Source organism: Methylophaga muralis, from assembly GCF_001720165.1.
Lineage (GTDB): Bacteria > Pseudomonadota > Gammaproteobacteria > Nitrosococcales > Methylophagaceae > Methylophaga > Methylophaga muralis.
On record NZ_MCRI01000003.1, the window covers coordinates 110,976 to 127,226 of the forward strand.

Genomic DNA, 16,251 nt, shown 5'->3' on the forward strand with positions numbered 1-16,251 from the left:
ATATGTACAAACTGGTGTTTTTTGTTCCGGAAAGCCATAAAGAATTAGTCAAAGAAGCCATTTTTAATGCGGGCGCCGGTCAATTTGATGGCTATGAGTTTTGCAGTTGGGAAACGTTGGGCACTGGTCAGTTCCGTCCTTTATCTGGCAGCCAGCCATTTATCGGCGAAAGCGGAAAAATAGAGCAGGTCAATGAATATCGCGTTGAAACAATCTGTACGAACGACACTATCAAAGCTGCTGTCTCAGCTTTGAAACTTGCCCATCCATACGAAGAGCCTGCTTATCAGTACTGGCTAGTAAATCAAGAGGATTTTTAATTTAATGAACGCACCTGCGTCTCCACAAACGATTCGTCTCGCGGATTATACGGTTCCATCCTATCTGGTCGACAATGTTGATTTACATTTTGATTTGGATGCGTCAACCACTCAAGTTACCAGCATTCTCAATATGCGACGCAATCCTAAAGGACCAGGTGAAGACTGTGTGTTGAATGGAGAACATCTTCAGCTGGTCAGTATCAAGTTAGATGGTCGATTGTTAACCGCTGCAGAATTTCAACGTTCCAATACACAATTGATTTTGCCGCAATTGCCGGAAAAATTTCAGTTGGAGATTGTCACCGAAATTCATCCGGATCAAAACACCGCACTGGAAGGGCTTTACCACTCAGGTACTTTAGTTTGCACCCAATGTGAAGCTGAAGGTTTTCGGCGGATTACCTATTATCCGGATCGCCCGGATGTGATGGCGGTGTTTACCGTGACCATTACTGCTGATAAACAGCAATGGCCGATTCTATTATCTAACGGTAACTTGCAAGAGCAGGGTGAACTGGAAGATGGACGTCATTGGGTTCGCTGGCATGATCCCCATCCGAAGCCTTGTTATTTGTTTGCTCTGGTTGCTGGCGATTTATATATGCAACAGGATAGCTTCACAACCATTAGTGGCCGTGACGTGACTCTGCAGATTTATGTGGATAAAGAAAATCACGATAAGTGTGATCACGCTTTGATGTCATTAAAACAATCCATGCGTTGGGATGAAGAAGCCTATGGTCGTGAATACGATCTGGATGTCTTCATGATTGTAGCGGTCAATGATTTCAATATGGGCGCAATGGAAAACAAGGGGTTGAATATCTTCAATGCCGCTTGTGTTTTGGCCAGCCCGCAGACAGCGACGGATAACGATTTTTATACGATCCAAAGTATCGTCGGACACGAATATTTCCATAACTGGTCCGGCAATCGAGTGACTTGCCGTGATTGGTTCCAGCTTAGCCTGAAAGAAGGCTTCACGGTAATGCGTGATCAATCATTCAGTGCTGATTTGAACTCTGCAGCCGTGCAACGAATTGATGATGTGGATCAGTTACGCAGCTTGCAGTTTGCTGAAGATGCCGGACCGATGGCGCATCCTGTGCGTCCTGATAGCTATATTGAGATTAGTAACTTTTATACCGTCACTATTTACGAGAAAGGCGCCGAAGTTGTTCGCATGATCAAAACCCTGTTGGGCGATGAAGGTTTTCGTAAAGGCACCGATTTATACTTCGACCGGCATGATGGTCAGGCGGTGACCACCGATGATTTTGTTAAAGCCATGGAAGAAGCCAATCACTATGATCTGACGCAGTTCAAACGTTGGTATACCCAGGCGGGAACACCCGTCATTACAGCTTTTTATAATTATGATGCCATAAAGAAAATATTTACCTTAACCCTGCAGCAATCATGCCCAGCAACGCCTGGCCAGACTGAAAAGCAACCGTTCTTAATTCCGGTTGCCATGGGACTATTGGACTCTGCAGGCAATAGTTTGCCATTGCAATTGATTGATGAAGCTCAACCCTATGATAAAGACACTCGCGTATTAGAGTTAAACGAATCAGAACAGACATTCCGCTTCATCGGCGTAGAGCAGAAGCCGATTGTTTCATTACTTCGTGGATTTTCAGCGCCGGTTAAATTGCTGATTGAACGTGATAATGAAGAACTCGCGTTCTTAATGGCCAATGAGAAAGACAGCTTTAACCGCTGGGATGCAGGTCAAAGTTTGTTTATTCAAATCATGCTGTCGTTAATTGCAGATTATCAACAGAACACTGCCTTACAACTGCCCGAGATCCTGGTAAAGCAGTGTGCTGCCGTGTTGCAAGATAAAGCTGCCGATCCGGCATTGGTTGCGCGCATGCTGACATTGCCTTCTGAGAATTATCTGGCAGCGCAGATGAAGGTTGCCGATGTCGATGCCATCCATCATGTGCGTAAGTTTGTAAAAGATAGCTTGGCAATGCAGTTGAAAGCGCAATTTGATGCGTTGTACCAACAACATAATCTGCCAAACGTGGCTTATCAGTTTAACTCTGAGCATATGGGACGACGTAGCCTGAAAAATGTTTGCCTGGGGTATCTGATGGCAACTAACGATCCGATGCAGACGCAGCGTTGTCTGAAGCAGATGAAACAAGCCGATAACATGACCGATACCCTTGCGGGCTTAAGGTTGATGGTTGACCAAGCTGGAATCGAACGTGAGCACGCCTTACGGGCATTTTATGAACAATGGCAACATGACCGTCAGGTAGTTGATAAGTGGTTGACGGTGCAGGCGCTATCGAGCTTGCCTGATACATTGATACGCATTAAAGGTTTGATGAAGCATCCGGCATTCAGTATTAAAAACCCGAATAATGTCAGGGCATTGATTGGGCAATTCTGTCGTAATAACCCTGCGTTATTCCACGCAAAAGATGGCAGTGGCTATCGTTTTCTGGCCGAACAGATTCTGGTTTTGGACAAACTCAATCCACAAGTGGCATCAAGACAGTTAGGGGCATTTAATTCATGGCGTCGATATGATGAAAAACGTCAGCAAATGATGCGGGAAGCCTTACAAAGCATTGCGCAACAGCAGGATCTCTCGTCTGATGTTTATGAGATCGTTAATAAATATCTGGCGGACTGATGAAATTTCAACTGCATGCTCAACTTGAGGCAGATACGTTTGTAGTCGGAGACTTGCCGCTGTGTCGGCTGTTATTGATGAATGACGCGCGATTTCCATGGGTGATTCTGGTACCGCGTCGATTGGACGTCAGCGAAGTCTACGATTTACATATGCAGGAGCAACAAATGCTGTGGCAGGAATCTGCCCTGGTTGCCGAAAAATTGATGCAGCTGACCAAGGCAGACAAAATGAATCTGGCGGCGCTGGGTAATGTGGTTCCTCAATTACATGTGCATCATGTAGCGCGCTTTAAAACCGATGCAGTTTGGCCAAAACCAATTTGGGGGCAGGGCACTGCCGAGCCCTATAGTGAGTCGGATAAACAGCTTATGCTGCGTAACTTAAGTGAGATGTTTAGAGGATTTCTCATTAGTGGACAAAGTCTTAACGTTTAGACTTAATGTCGATAGGGAAGAGGCAATGCGCTATTATCGCGGCGAAGCCTCTGCCGTTGTTGCCAGAACGGATACCGGACAGTCATTACAGTTTCCGGCTTTACATGTTAGGCGTTTTATTACACAAAACGGTATTCATGGACGATTCCGGATTCGTTTTGATGATAAACATAAATTGCTTAATCTGGAGCGTTTAGGCGATTAATCCGAAAGATTTGCATCGTCCAATAAAGCCGGTTTTGGACGACCGATATGATAACCCTGTGCGTAATCGACGCCGATGGTTTTCAACATTGTCACAATAGCTTCATCTTCAACAAATTCGGCAATAGTCTTTTTGCCCATACCCTTGGCAACATCCACCAAAGCTTTTACAAACAAACGATCATCCGGGTTATCACAAATATGGCGGATGAATGCGCCATCAATTTTAACAATGGCCACTGGCAACTCTCGCATATAACGGAACGAGGCAAAACCGGTACCGAAATCATCCAATGAAAACTGGCAGCCGAGTTTATTAATTTTCAACATCATTGTTTTGGCTTGACCATAATCCGCCACCGCCGCAGTTTCTGTAAGTTCAAAAATCAGGTTGCCTGGTTTGGCACCAGTTTCTCGAAGTAAGCGCTTTAAGCGTGGCAATAACTCAGGATCCGAAGTGGCATGCGCCGATAAATTTAATGACAGTGAAATTGGGGTAGGCAGCTGATCAAACTCAGCTTGCTTGTGTACACCCATTTTCAAAACATGATGATCTATTTGATGAATCAAACCTGTTTGTTCGGCAACTTCAATAAAGCTGCCAGGCATATGCAAAGTACCATCAGCATCCTCAAGTCGCAGCAACGCCTCGTAATGACTGACCTTATTGGTAGTCAAATCAAGAATAGGTTGATAGTGAAATATAAAGCGTTGGTTTTTTTCAGCCAGTGCATCGATGATTTTTTGTTTCCAAAGAATTCGATTTTGCAGATGACTGCGTGTTTTATCGTCGATGTTGAATGTATGCCAGGTATTTTTACCTTTTGCCTTGGCTTGATACATCGCTAGATCAGCATTGCTTAAAAGTGCATCAATTCCTTGTCCAGCCAGTGGAAATTTAACCAGCCCCATACTTGATGAAATATGGTAGCTAATGTGCTGATAGATAAAGTTTAATTCAGCCAGCTGTACGGCAATTTTTTTGCAAAACTGCTCGGCACCCTTCAAATCAGTCTGTGGCAGGAGAATGGCGAATTCGTCTCCTCCAAGTCTTGCTACCAGATCGGTAGAGCGGGTCACTTTACTCAGTACCTGAGCGACCCGTTTAAGCAATTGATCACCGATATTATGGCCACAGCTGTCATTTAAGTCCTTGAACTGATCCAGATCCAGCACCAGTAATACGCCCTTGCTGCCTACTTTTTCTGCATGAAGCAATATGCGTTCGAACTCGACATTAAATTTAAAGCGATTGTATAAACCCGTTAAGGCATCATGCTCGGCCATCCACAGAATTTGATCTTCATTATGTTTTTTCTCGGTAATATCAACGCCGACAGACAAAATCACGGAATCATTGTTCTGAACATTAAGGCTTGAATGCATCCAGGAAATAACGCGAACATTATCTTTACGGTGAATGAAGTCAGCTTCCATTTGTTGGACACTGGAACGCTTTTCTTTAATGTCCGTGAGTGCCTGATAGATATGCGGCCATTCTTCTGGTGAGAAAAAACCTTGTATCGGCTTATTAATAATTTCATTGGCCGATATGCCGGTAATTCGTTCAGCGTATTGATTGAAAGAGGTAATACGACATTGCTGGTCGAGCGTGATGATAATTAATTGTGCTGTATTAATCAGGTTTTTAACAAAATCTCGTTCCTGTTGCAGGGCGAATGTCTGTTTTTCTACAGAAATGTGAAGTTGTTCCAGCTGAGTAGTGAGTGAGACTGTTGCCGTTTCAAGCAGGTCCAGTTCATCGGTTGACTGATGATGTGGTGGCGGGGAAACGGACTGGCGAACAAGCTGATACTGTTGTTTTGCCAGTAATGGCAACGCTTTTGAAACTTGGGAGAGGCGGCGTAAAGGGGAGGAAATAAATAACACCAACGAGCTGCCCAATAATAGAAAACTCAGTACAGCAAACAGGATGTTGCGTATTAAAGATTGATGAAGCTCCTCTTGCTGTTCGCTAATATTTTCCATGATGACAAACAGCACATCTTCGCTGCCTTGCGGACGAATCATATGAAACTCGATAGGCAGTCCCGCTGGCCGCATAACATGATTTTGCATATGATGAAAATCATGTTGATGAATCTCACCAAACTGTCGTAAATAATTGATATTTTGTTGAAAATGGCTGAGTCCATGAACGTACTTTTCCCAACTTGGCAGGTAACGATCTTCTGTTTGATCATCACTGGCATAAGAGGAAAGAATGGCCAGATCGGCACCAGTTTTGCTGGAAAATGCCAACAATATTTGACTGATGTCATAGCCTAATAACAGCACATATTCAGTTTGATCCTGACTTAGAACAGGAAGCAGCAAATATTGACGACATTGATATCGGCAATCGACCTGACTGTAACTGGTCTCATTTTCAGCTGTTTGAATCGCATATTGGCTAACGAACTCTGGAACATCCAACCCCCAACCGCCCAGGAATTTTCCATCACGCCGATAGACATGAGCCACACTGACATTCCAGCCCAATTCCAGTTCACTTTGCTCACGATTAATCAGATCAAGTAACTCAGAGGCGGTGGGGTTATCGTTGGCAGGAATCAACACAAATTCAGCAAGACGCTGCAATTCACTTTTAGATGATTCCAGCTGACCATCCAGATACTGGTGATATTGTTGTTGGATTTGCTCGCGTACAAAACCGAATTTATGCTGCATATCCCAATAAATCATCAGCGGGAAACTAATGTTGAGAATAATCAGCAAACCACCAAACAGTAATGCGAATTTCCATTTCAGGCTGAAAAAACGTGATGGGTTGTCAGCTTGATTCATGGATATTTAGAAGTGGTAGGAAAGGGAGAGCGCAAACAAATTCCAATGCTTGTCAGTTTGGCTCATATCATTTTCTCGCGGTGACAGGGTGGCCGTTCCTTCAACGATCTGATATTCCGCTCGGACTCGCCATTGTGGTGTGACATCCCAATGACCACCAAAAGCCCAGATTTTGCTGTAATAGGCATGAGCGGGTATCGGCGAACGATCAATTCCGAAATTGGCCAGAAAAGCACTTTCTTCACGGTTTTGTCGGGCTCTATTACTGGCGTTCCAATCATCGTGATTCAACTGAAACTCTTCATAACGCACAAATCCTTGCCATCTAGAGGTAAAGTTATAACTTAACTGCGAGTAGTAACCAATCGAATTGAAATCCTGCGCCTCAAATGCAGCACTGATATTGCGATATCGCGCGGCCTGAAAGGCCACTTCGGTGGTGAACTGCCATTTTTCGCCATTAAATTGTGCAGAAAACACACTGTAATCAATATCTATATTTCCTGAATTTAATCCCGGACCGGCTGGGAAAGCAACTGTGTCAGCACCGCTGGCACGAAAATCAGTACGAACACTGGCGCCGGTAAAGGCATAAATCCAACGGCCACCGTTGTGCTCGTAAAGTAATCTTCCAAAAGCCGCTAAATCATTGCTACGTATTTTGCCGTCCCAATCCTGCCCCATGTAGGCATATTCAAAGTTTTTATCGACAATCGGATAGCCAATACCGCCTTGTAATGACCATGTTCCGCTATCACGATACAGTCGTCCGTAGAGGTGTAACCCATCTGACGATACCGTCAGGTTTCGAACTTTATCGAAATAAATGGCTTGTGGCAGAAAAATACCTTCACGGGTATGGGCGACATCACGGGTTTCGTTATACAAACCAATAGGATTTTTAATCCGGCCCAAGTACATGCCAAAGGTACTTTGCGCTGAAGAGAAGAGCGTTGCATCCAGCAAAGCATAATCTACCTGTGGTGAACCGGAATATAAATCGCCTGCGCGACGTGATAGGACTTGACCTGCCAAACGTAGTCGGGGAGAGAGCAAATAACTACCATTCAAACCAATTTCGGTAAAATCAAAACTGCCATTATCACTATCACCAAAGAAGCGATTGTCAGAAGTATGAACAAAGGCTTGTGAGGCAAAGCCATTCCAATGAAGCCTAGTATTTGAGGTGTTTGCTGTCTCGGCAAAAGCAGGCCATACGAAGCCGGAGGCAATTAACCATAGCAATGCCTTCATGATGGCGCTCCCAATGCGGTGACCGTAGCATCTATCTCAGCATCGCTGATATAGCCGATTGCTCCAGGCGTATTGGCTATTCTCTGGCGCATTTCCGCTTCACTACTGACACGATTAGGGCGAACACCTGTTCCGGAAAAGGCTTGCTGATCCCATATACGTCGGAGCTGATAAGGAAACATGCCTAACAGCGATTTGCAGAACTGCATATGTAAGGGATGTTCATCATCAAGGACAAAAACATTGACAGGAGTGCCGTCAGGCCATTGCGGGATGCGCATCGCGAAGATAGCGCGGAGAGTGGTTTTGGTTAAGTGGAGATCGTTAAGCGTGGGATGGACAATAACGGTTTCAGCTTTGATAAATGGTGCAAACGCCATTAGCACTATGACCAGCGAAATTTTTATCATACGAATCTGTGTCATAGCTTCGACCTATCCTTTATCCAAGCATGGCTGATACTAACGTGTGCTTGCTAAAAAGAAAACAGAAATAAGGTCATTTCGATGTGTTTTGTTTAGGACTGTAAATAAGATAGCTGCCGGATGCAATATCATGCCAGCTGAGTTTATCGGGGCTTAACCACAGCCACCAATATCCCAACCCCAGTGGTAACCATGAAAATATGCCGACCACGAAACGTAGGAAAGCTTGTTGCCAGCTAATGCCGGTATTGTTGCCGCTGATAAGATAGATTCGCCAGGCACGCATTCCCAGAGTTTGTCCGCCATGCGTCCAAAACCAGCCGTAAAAAACAAAAGCCACACCGATAAGATAGATAAAAAAGAATGGGTTGTTTGCACCGATAGCTTCGCCGCCATTAAAGGCGACTGCTAACGCTGCGGCAACCATAAGCACTGAAACCAGCAGCATAATGTCATAAAGCATTACTCCCAGCAGTCTGAATGGGCCGGGTTTACGGTTTACAGATAAGTTTTTGGTCATAACAAAGGCTCAATTTTATTGGGCGAATTCGGGCGTATAACGTATCATATTCGCTTTCATTTTCTCTGAATTGGGTTTCAAATGCTGCAATTGGTTGGCCGTCCGGCTTTCTCTGCTTTCCGAATTGAAAAATTGCTGCGCGCCATACGCGCTGAAGTAGCCTCAGTGAACGCGTTAAGAAGTGAATACCACTATTTCGCTGAATTGGAAGGTGACGGTCAACTTGACCAAACGGATCTCGCTACTTTAGGGGAAATGCTTGAAGCCGCTCCGGGCAGTAGCAAATTGCAGGATCAGGAAAATCTGTTTTTGATTACACCACGTCCAGGCACTATCTCGCCGTGGTCCAGTAAAGCGACTGACATTGTGCATAATAGCGGTTTGGCCGATATCGTTCGGGTTGAACGCGGTATTGCCTTTTATGTCAGCAGTAAAGCGACGTTAACCAGCGAACAGCGCTCGATTATTGCTGCGAAACTGCATGATCGCATGATTGAAAGCGTGTTCGATAATGAAGAAGATGCTGAACAATTGTTCATGCACACAGCTCCCAGACCTTTATTGTCAGTTGATATTCTCAATGGCGGACGTCAGGCATTGGTTGAGGCCAATCAAAATCTGGGCTTGGCTCTGGCTGACGATGAAATTGATTACCTGTTTGAAAATTTCACAACACTTAACCGCAACCCGAATGACATAGAACTGATGATGTTCGCTCAGGCCAACTCTGAGCATTGCCGTCATAAAATATTCAAGGCTGACTGGATCATTGATGGCAAAACGCAGGATCGCAGCCTGTTCGATATGATTCGTTATACCCACGAGCAACACCCTGAAGGCGTCGTAAAAGCCTATAACGATAACTCTTCAGTTATCGAAGGCCCACGCAGCCATCGTTTTCAGGTGGATATGACGGACAATCACTACTGCTACGAAGGTGAGCAGCAGCATATCCTGATGAAAGTGGAAACCCATAATCATCCAACCGCGATTTCACCTTTCCCGGGTGCAGCAACCGGTGCCGGTGGTGAGATTCGTGATGAAGGCGCTACAGGTAGAGGTTCCAAACCTAAAGCGGGTTTAACTGGTTTTTCGGTTTCTAATTTACAGATCCCGGGTTTTGAACAACCTTGGGAAGCGGATTACGGCAAACCGGCTCGTATCGCTTCTGCACTGCAGATCATGATTGACGGCCCATTAGGCGGCGCGGCATTTAATAACGAATTTGGCCGTCCTAATCTGTGTGGTTATTTCCGTACCTACGAAGCCAAAGTCCCGTCGGATAATGGTTTTGAAGTACGTGGCTACCATAAACCAATCATGGTAGCTGGCGGCCTTGGCAGTATTCGTCCGCAGCATGTTGAAAAACATATTATGCAACCGGGCACTCAGCTGATCGTTTTGGGTGGTCCGGCGATGTTGATTGGTCTGGGCGGTGGCGCGGCTTCTTCAGTAGCTTCGGGAACCAGTGAAGAAGGATTAGATTTTGCCTCAGTACAGCGCGGTAACCCAGAAATGGAACGTCGTTGTCAGGAAGTTATTGATCGTTGTGTGGCGTTAAATGACAAAAATCCGATTGTCTCGATTCATGATGTTGGCGCGGGTGGTTTATCCAATGCGTTTCCTGAACTGGTTGATGACAGCGGTCGTGGAGGCCGTTTTGAGCTGCGGGTCATTCCAAACGATGAACCGGGCATGTCACCAATGGAAATCTGGTGTAACGAATCACAGGAACGTTATGTTCTCGGTGTGAATCCTGAAGATGTCGAGTTATTTCAGGCGATTTGTGAACGTGAACGCTGCCCGTGGGCCATAGTCGGTGAAACCACCGAAGATCAGCATTTATTGCTTGGTGATGCACAATTCGAGAACAACCCAATCGATATGCCGTTATCGCTGTTGTTGGGCAAACCACCCAAAATGCTGCGGGATGTTAAACATCACAGCAAACCCAAACCAGAACTTGAACTGAAAGGCATTACCGTTAGCGATGCGTTGGAACGAGTATTAAAACTACCAACAGTCGCCAGCAAAAACTTCCTGATCACCATCGGTGACCGCAGTATTACCGGTCTGGTAGCCCGCGATCAGATGGTTGGCCCCTGGCAGGTACCGGTGGCTGATTGTGCAGTCACATTGGCAGATCATCATGGTTTGCTAGGTGAAGCCATGTCGATGGGCGAACGTACACCTTTAGCAGTAATCGATGCTCCGGCATCAGGTCGTATGGCAATCGGTGAAGCTTTAACCAATATTGCTGCCGCCGATATCGAAAAAATCAGTGATATCAAACTGTCAGCGAACTGGATGGCGGCTTGTGGTCATAGCGGCGAAGATGCGTTGTTATATGACACCGTGAAAGCCGTTGGCATGGAATTATGTCCGCAACTGGGCATTGCTATTCCGGTGGGCAAAGATTCACTGTCGATGAAAACCGTATGGGATGACAACGGCGAAACCAAAGCGGTTACCTCACCCTTGTCATTAATTATCAGTGCTTTTGCACCGGTCACTGACGCCAGCAAAACTTTAACGCCACAACTGCGTACTGATCTGGGGGAAACCCGTTTAATTTATCTGGATCTCGGTCATGGTCATAACCGTCTGGCAGCCTCGGCTCTGGCCCAGGTTTATAACCAGGTCGGACATCGTGGTCCGGATGTAGACGATGCACGTACTCTGAAAAACTTCTTTGCCGCAATGCAGCATCTGAAACAGGATAACTTGTTGCTGGCCTATCATGATCGCAGTGATGGTGGGCTTATCACTACCTTATGTGAGATGGCCTTTGCCGGACATTGTGGTGTGAATATTACTCTGAATGGTCTGGGTGATGCCTTGCCGGTGTTGTTTAATGAAGAGTTGGGTGCTGTCGTCCAGTTCAAAGCTGAGCATCAGGACGCCGTGCTGGAAGTCTTGCAACAGTTTGAGTTAAATAAACACAGTCATCTGATTGGTGACGTAACGACGGATCAAACGATTCACATCAGCGTGAACGGTGAAACGGTCTTGAATCAGCGTCGCCATATTCTGCAAAAATTCTGGGCGGAAACCAGTTACCGCATGCAGGCTATGCGGGATAACCCGGATTGCGCCGAGCAGGAATTTGCTGCATTGGATGATGAGCAGGATCCCGGTTTACATGCCAACTTGAGTTTTGATTTAAAAGAACAGGTTGCTGCACCGTTTATTATCAGTGGCCATCGTCCAAAAATGGCGATTCTGCGTGAGCAGGGCGTTAATGGTCAGCTGGAAATGGCCGCCGCGTTTGACCACGCCGGATTTACTTCCGTTGATGTACATATGAGTGACATCGTTGAAGGCCGGGTTTCGCTGGCAGATTTCAAAGGTCTGGTTGCCTGTGGTGGCTTCTCTTACGGTGACGTATTGGGAGCAGGCCGTGGTTGGGCCAGTACGGTGCTTCACAATGCGCGTGCCCGTGATGAATTTGCGGCATTTTTTGCTCGTGAAGATACTTTCTCGCTAGGTGTGTGTAATGGTTGTCAGATGTTGTCACAACTCAAATCACTGATTCCTGGCAGTGATCACTGGCCACGATTCAGTCGTAATCTGTCTGAACAGTTTGAAGCACGTTTCTCTTTAGTTGAGATCACCGAATCACCATCAATTCTGTTACAGGATATGGCCGGTTCAATCATGCCGATCGCCGTAGCGCATGGCGAAGGACGTATTGATTTTTCAGAAGGCGGCAGCATGACGGATGCTCTCGTAGCAATGCGTTTTGTTGACCATTATGGTCAACCTACTGAACGCTATCCGTTTAATCCTAATGGTTCTGAAAATGGTCACACTGGATTCACCACTTCGGATGGTCGGGTGACTATCCTGATGCCACATCCTGAACGGGTGATTCGCAGTGTGCAGCATTCATGGCATCCGGATGATTGGGGTAAAGACGCTCCCTGGTTACGGGTCTTTCATAATGCCCGACGTTGGGTAGGTTAAAAAATGGATACCCCTTTGATTTATCTAAGGGGTATTTTTTTATCAACAGATCCTAAAGTGTTTTGCTTAGCTAACCATGAGTGATACGCCAATTCAAAAAAATTTACTGTCAGGACGTTTCGCACGTCTATTGTTGCTGGCATTTTTGGCAATGTCTCAGGGATTAGTGTTTGCAGCAGCCTCTTTACAATACGATCTGCAAGACTGGCAATATCGCTGGGGCGATTCACCCTTTATTGAGGGGCAGCCTGAGTGGACTATGCCAGATCAGCTAAATCATACTGATTGGCAGACCATAGCCCAACCACTTTATCCACCGGATCGACAGGATAGGCACAATATCTGGTATCGCACTACACTGCCTGATATTCGAATGATTGATCCGGTAGTATTTGTTTCCAGTATAAATTTGATCGCCGAGGTTTATCTCGATCAGCAGCTTGTTTATCGATTTGGCGAATTTGATGCTGAGGGGAAGGGCGACTATGCCGGTTGGCCTTGGCATATTATCGGTTTACCGGATGACTTTGCTGGCCGGACATTATATTTTCGGGTGTATTCGGATTACACCGATATTGGTCTATGGGGTGAAAAGAAACTGCTGGAACGCTCAAGTGCGTTTTTGAATATATTGAATAATTCGCATAGCGATTTAATTATTGCGGCGTTCTTTTTCTTTATAGCTTTGCTGGCATTTGCCTTTTCAGTGATGCGTGGTGATAACCGTGAATTTATTTATCTTGGATTATTCTCACTGGCAAGTGCCGGAAATTTATTAGGTGAAAGTCAGGCATTACAGTTACTGATTTATGCACCGCTGGCCAAAACCTATCTGGCCGCCATATCTTATTTCTCGATCCCGATTTTTATCGCATTGATTCTGAACTACTGGCTTGCTGAAAAAACCGGTAAGTTGATGTTGCGTATTGCACAAATGCATATTGCCTATGTACTGCTTTGTCTTATGTTGTCCCTGCTGGGAATTTGGCATCTGGCCTTTTTTTACCCGGTTTTTGATGTGTTATTTATCATCACTCTGATGATCATGGCTTGGTTTTGTATCCACTATTTCACTGCGATGAATACGGAACAACGAATGGTCATGGGCGCCTTTGGTATTTATGCTGTTTTTTTCCTGATCGATATGGTGGTTGCTCACGGTCTGGTTCCCTGGTTCAATTTCCCACTTGCCTATGGCGGTTTAATCTTTGCTTTGGTGCTGGTGATTATTTCACTCAGGCAATATCGGCAAACCCAACAAGCATTAGGTGATTTAAATCTATTACTGGAGCAACGGGTAACCGAACGCACGGCATCTTTACAAAATTATGTAGAGCTGGAACAGCAGCGTGCGAATCAATTGGCATTGGTTAATGAGTTTAGTCTGCGACTTGAAACCTTAATCAGTCGATTGCAACCAAGTCAGAGTCTGCAAGAGGCGGGCAATATCATTTGTCAGGATTTACATAAAGTGTTCGCTCCGATTCAGCTTCAGGTTACTTTGTTCAATGAGTTCGCAGATTTATCGCCTAGCGCGGGCATGAATAATAAATATCTAATAGATATCGAAGATTTACAGTTTGGTAAACAGACTTTTATAACATTTGATTTATTGGATATTTCAGCTGAAACGCTGGAGACTCGACAGTCTATCGAACAGTTTATATCGCGAGCTATTGACCGGTTAAGTGTGACATTAAGTGGCGTTAAACTTAGAGAACAACTGCATGTTATGTCGTTTGAAGATGCTTTAACCGGATTAAAAAACCGTCGGTTCTTTGATGAAGCTCTACAACGTGAACTGCATCTGGCGGAACGGCACCAACAAGCTATTTCTTTGCTGATTTGTGATATCGACCATTTCAAGCAATTTAATGATCTGCATGGTCACGAGGCTGGCGATATGGCTTTAAGAGCGGTAGCTTCCCTGATGCTGGAGCATTTTCGTGAGACGGATATTCCTTGTCGCTACGGTGGAGAAGAATTCGTTGTATTAATGCCATCTGCTAATGTTGAGGATGCACTGGAGCGGGCGAAATCATTGCTGGAAAAAATTGCCTCTAATCCTATTGTTTATCAGCAAAATGATTTAGGCCGCTTAACCATATCAATTGGGATCAGTAGCTGGGATGGAAAGGATAAAATACCCGATCTGTTAGTTCAATATGCTGATAAAGCACTGTATCGAGCGAAACAGGCTGGACGTAACCGTGTTGAGGTTGCTGCTCGCTCTGAACCTTGATCAATTAGCCTTTCAAAAGTGAAATTTTATGTAAAGGTGGGCATTCAACCCATAAATACTGAATCTTATCCGTTAAAATACAGTCCTAATGCATATTGGTTTATAAAAAAATAATTACAAGGAGCACGTATGAAACGCCTTTTAACAATTACCGTCGCAGCGGTTTTAACAGTCGGACTCGCTGGTTGTCAGATGAGTAAGCAAAATGTCGGTGCCGGGGTAGGTGGTGTCGCCGGTGGTGTATTGGGGTCAAATGTTGGTGGGGGTACAGGCAGAACTGCAGCCATAATTGGCGGTACCATTTTAGGTGCAATGGTGGGTGGACATATCGGTAGCGAAATGGACGAACTGGATAGACGTCGTACCTACGAAACCTTTGAAAACACACCGACTGGACGTTCAAATTCCTGGAATAACCCGGATACTGGTGCACAGTATTCAGTAACCCCAACTCGTACCTATGAATCTCAAAGTGGTCCATGTCGCGAATACGATATGGATGTCTATATTGATGGTAAACGTGATGTGGTGAAGGGCACAGCCTGCCGTAACTCACGGGGCGAGTGGGTCAACCAGTAAACTTTAATCGTTAAATTAGTAATAAAAAAACCGACGCGAGTCGGTTTTTTTATGGCCGATAATAAGCTTTCAGATACGTTAAAGCTTACAGAGGGGACCAATTTGATAAAAACGCTGGCATTGAAAGTCCTGCTCACATTGAGCGAGTTGGCTGGAATACAGCTTGGCGCGTTCACCCACTTCGCGAGCGGTATGGATAACGTGAGGTTTCTTCTGATAACTGCCACGGCGATAACCAGTTTGACCTTCATGATAAGCCAGATATAAATGAGTCGGGTTATCCAGATTAATGTCCACCATGCGTTGAGTTCTCTGGTTATACCAACCAATAAAGTCTGTCGCATATTTCATATGCGTACGTCTTGCCAGCGGGCTGGCATTATCAGCTAAATATTCCTGCCATACCGGATTTTGTGCCTGCGCAAATCCATAGGCGGATGATGGTCGGTTCCAGTGAATAAAGCCCAATAATTTTTTGGCTGGGGGACGAATATGACTATTAAAACTGGATTCAGACTGTATAAAAGCCATTTGAGTGGCAATAGACGTTCCCCATTTTGCTCTGCGGTTTTGGCATAGCCATACCAGCGCGGCTGTTGCTGAAAAATATGGCAGATATTATTTTGCTTTAGCGGAGGGAGCGGTGCTAACGGCGAACAACTGCTTATAAAAAACACCATTGCCATCAAAGTGACATATCGCTTTTTCTTGCTGCTATATCGAAATAGATAAGCAGAAATGGTTTCAGGATAATTGGCCATGATGCAATTGGTGAAGCAGTGTTCCTAAAATGAAAAAATTTTACTTGCAGATTAACAGAGCACTTTCAGTTGAGATTGA

12 protein-coding genes are annotated in these 16,251 nt (G+C 45.2%); 7 read left to right on the forward strand and 5 right to left on the reverse strand.

Going from position 1 to position 16,251, the window contains the following annotated elements; translation table 11 throughout:
- The first annotated feature begins 2 nt into the window (after window positions 1–2).
- The 4 genes from A9E74_RS03020 to A9E74_RS03035 are packed head-to-tail and all read left to right on the forward strand — an operon-like array spanning window position 3 to window position 3,618.
- Complete coding sequence (locus A9E74_RS03020) at window positions 3–320, forward strand: YqfO family protein (protein ID WP_069295169.1); 318 nt, start codon at window positions 3–5, stop codon at window positions 318–320.
- A 4-nt stretch (window positions 321–324) separates the two neighbouring features.
- Window positions 325–2,976: an aminopeptidase N gene (pepN, locus tag A9E74_RS03025; RefSeq protein ID WP_069295170.1), complete on the forward strand. Its 2,652-nt coding sequence runs from the start codon at window positions 325–327 to the stop codon at window positions 2,974–2,976.
- The gene (locus A9E74_RS03030) at window positions 2,976–3,413 is read left to right on the forward strand and encodes an HIT domain-containing protein (RefSeq protein ID WP_069295171.1); all 438 of its coding nucleotides are present in this window, start codon (window positions 2,976–2,978) and stop codon (window positions 3,411–3,413) included. The genes pepN and A9E74_RS03030 overlap by 1 nt, the downstream gene beginning before the upstream one ends.
- 25 nt (window positions 3,414–3,438) lie before the next feature.
- Entirely contained in the window at window positions 3,439–3,618 is a 180-nt protein-coding gene (locus A9E74_RS03035; RefSeq protein ID WP_069295172.1) for a DUF2835 family protein, read from the forward strand.
- Here the strand turns inward: A9E74_RS03035 and A9E74_RS03040 are convergent.
- From A9E74_RS03040 to A9E74_RS03055, 4 genes are all read right to left on the reverse strand, one after another.
- Window positions 3,615–6,425 (reverse strand): bifunctional diguanylate cyclase/phosphodiesterase, encoded by a 2,811-nt coding sequence (locus A9E74_RS03040; RefSeq protein ID WP_069295173.1) that lies wholly within the window; start codon window positions 6,423–6,425, stop codon window positions 3,615–3,617. The genes A9E74_RS03035 and A9E74_RS03040 overlap by 4 nt on opposite strands.
- 6 nt (window positions 6,426–6,431) lie before the next feature.
- On the reverse strand, window positions 6,432–7,679 hold the full coding sequence (locus tag A9E74_RS03045; RefSeq protein ID WP_245652023.1) for a TonB-dependent receptor: 1,248 nt from the start codon (window positions 7,677–7,679) through the stop codon (window positions 6,432–6,434).
- Window positions 7,676–8,104 (reverse strand): substrate-binding domain-containing protein, encoded by a 429-nt coding sequence (locus tag A9E74_RS03050; RefSeq protein ID WP_069295174.1) that lies wholly within the window; start codon window positions 8,102–8,104, stop codon window positions 7,676–7,678. The genes A9E74_RS03045 and A9E74_RS03050 overlap by 4 nt, the downstream gene beginning before the upstream one ends.
- Window positions 8,105–8,177: 73 nt before the next feature.
- A complete protein-coding gene (locus A9E74_RS03055; protein WP_069295175.1) occupies window positions 8,178–8,624 on the reverse strand; it encodes an RDD family protein in 447 nt (148 codons plus the stop codon).
- 81 nt (window positions 8,625–8,705) lie between these two features.
- Here A9E74_RS03055 and purL point away from each other — a divergent pair, with 81 nt between their 5' ends.
- The 3 genes from purL (at window position 8,706) to A9E74_RS03070 (ending at window position 15,411) form a co-directional block, all read left to right on the forward strand.
- Entirely contained in the window at window positions 8,706–12,590 is a 3,885-nt protein-coding gene (gene purL / locus A9E74_RS03060; RefSeq protein ID WP_069295176.1) for a phosphoribosylformylglycinamidine synthase, read from the forward strand.
- 76 nt (window positions 12,591–12,666) lie between these two features.
- On the forward strand, window positions 12,667–14,832 hold the full coding sequence (locus tag A9E74_RS03065) for a GGDEF domain-containing protein (protein ID WP_069295177.1): 2,166 nt from the start codon (window positions 12,667–12,669) through the stop codon (window positions 14,830–14,832).
- A gap of 129 nt (window positions 14,833–14,961) precedes the next feature.
- Window positions 14,962–15,411: an RT0821/Lpp0805 family surface protein gene (locus tag A9E74_RS03070; RefSeq protein ID WP_069295178.1), complete on the forward strand. Its 450-nt coding sequence runs from the start codon at window positions 14,962–14,964 to the stop codon at window positions 15,409–15,411.
- A gap of 78 nt (window positions 15,412–15,489) precedes the next feature.
- Here A9E74_RS03070 and A9E74_RS03075 read toward each other — a convergent pair whose 3' ends face one another.
- Window positions 15,490–16,026 (reverse strand): transglycosylase SLT domain-containing protein, encoded by a 537-nt coding sequence (locus A9E74_RS03075; RefSeq protein ID WP_342670162.1) that lies wholly within the window; start codon window positions 16,024–16,026, stop codon window positions 15,490–15,492.
- Between the last annotated feature and the right edge of the window lie 225 nt (window positions 16,027–16,251).

What these genes read in the sequence shown, in the direction of transcription:
- A9E74_RS03055 (WP_069295175.1), bottom strand. Translation starts at nt 8,624, where the DNA reads ATGACCAAAAACTTATCTGTAAACCGTAAACCCGGCCCATTCAGACTG.
- A9E74_RS03030 (WP_069295171.1), top strand. Translation starts at nt 2,976, where the DNA reads ATGAAATTTCAACTGCATGCTCAACTTGAGGCAGATACGTTTGTAGTC.
- A9E74_RS03065 (WP_069295177.1), top strand. Translation starts at nt 12,667, where the DNA reads ATGAGTGATACGCCAATTCAAAAAAATTTACTGTCAGGACGTTTCGCA.
- A9E74_RS03045 (WP_245652023.1), bottom strand. Translation starts at nt 7,679, where the DNA reads ATGAAGGCATTGCTATGGTTAATTGCCTCCGGCTTCGTATGGCCTGCT.
- A9E74_RS03040 (WP_069295173.1), bottom strand. Translation starts at nt 6,425, where the DNA reads ATGAATCAAGCTGACAACCCATCACGTTTTTTCAGCCTGAAATGGAAA.
- A9E74_RS03050 (WP_069295174.1), bottom strand. Translation starts at nt 8,104, where the DNA reads ATGACACAGATTCGTATGATAAAAATTTCGCTGGTCATAGTGCTAATG.
- A9E74_RS03035 (WP_069295172.1), top strand. Translation starts at nt 3,439, where the DNA reads ATGCGCTATTATCGCGGCGAAGCCTCTGCCGTTGTTGCCAGAACGGAT.
- purL (WP_069295176.1), top strand. Translation starts at nt 8,706, where the DNA reads ATGCTGCAATTGGTTGGCCGTCCGGCTTTCTCTGCTTTCCGAATTGAA.
- pepN (WP_069295170.1), top strand. Translation starts at nt 325, where the DNA reads ATGAACGCACCTGCGTCTCCACAAACGATTCGTCTCGCGGATTATACG.
- A9E74_RS03020 (WP_069295169.1), top strand. Translation starts at nt 3, where the DNA reads ATGTACAAACTGGTGTTTTTTGTTCCGGAAAGCCATAAAGAATTAGTC.
- A9E74_RS03070 (WP_069295178.1), top strand. Translation starts at nt 14,962, where the DNA reads ATGAAACGCCTTTTAACAATTACCGTCGCAGCGGTTTTAACAGTCGGA.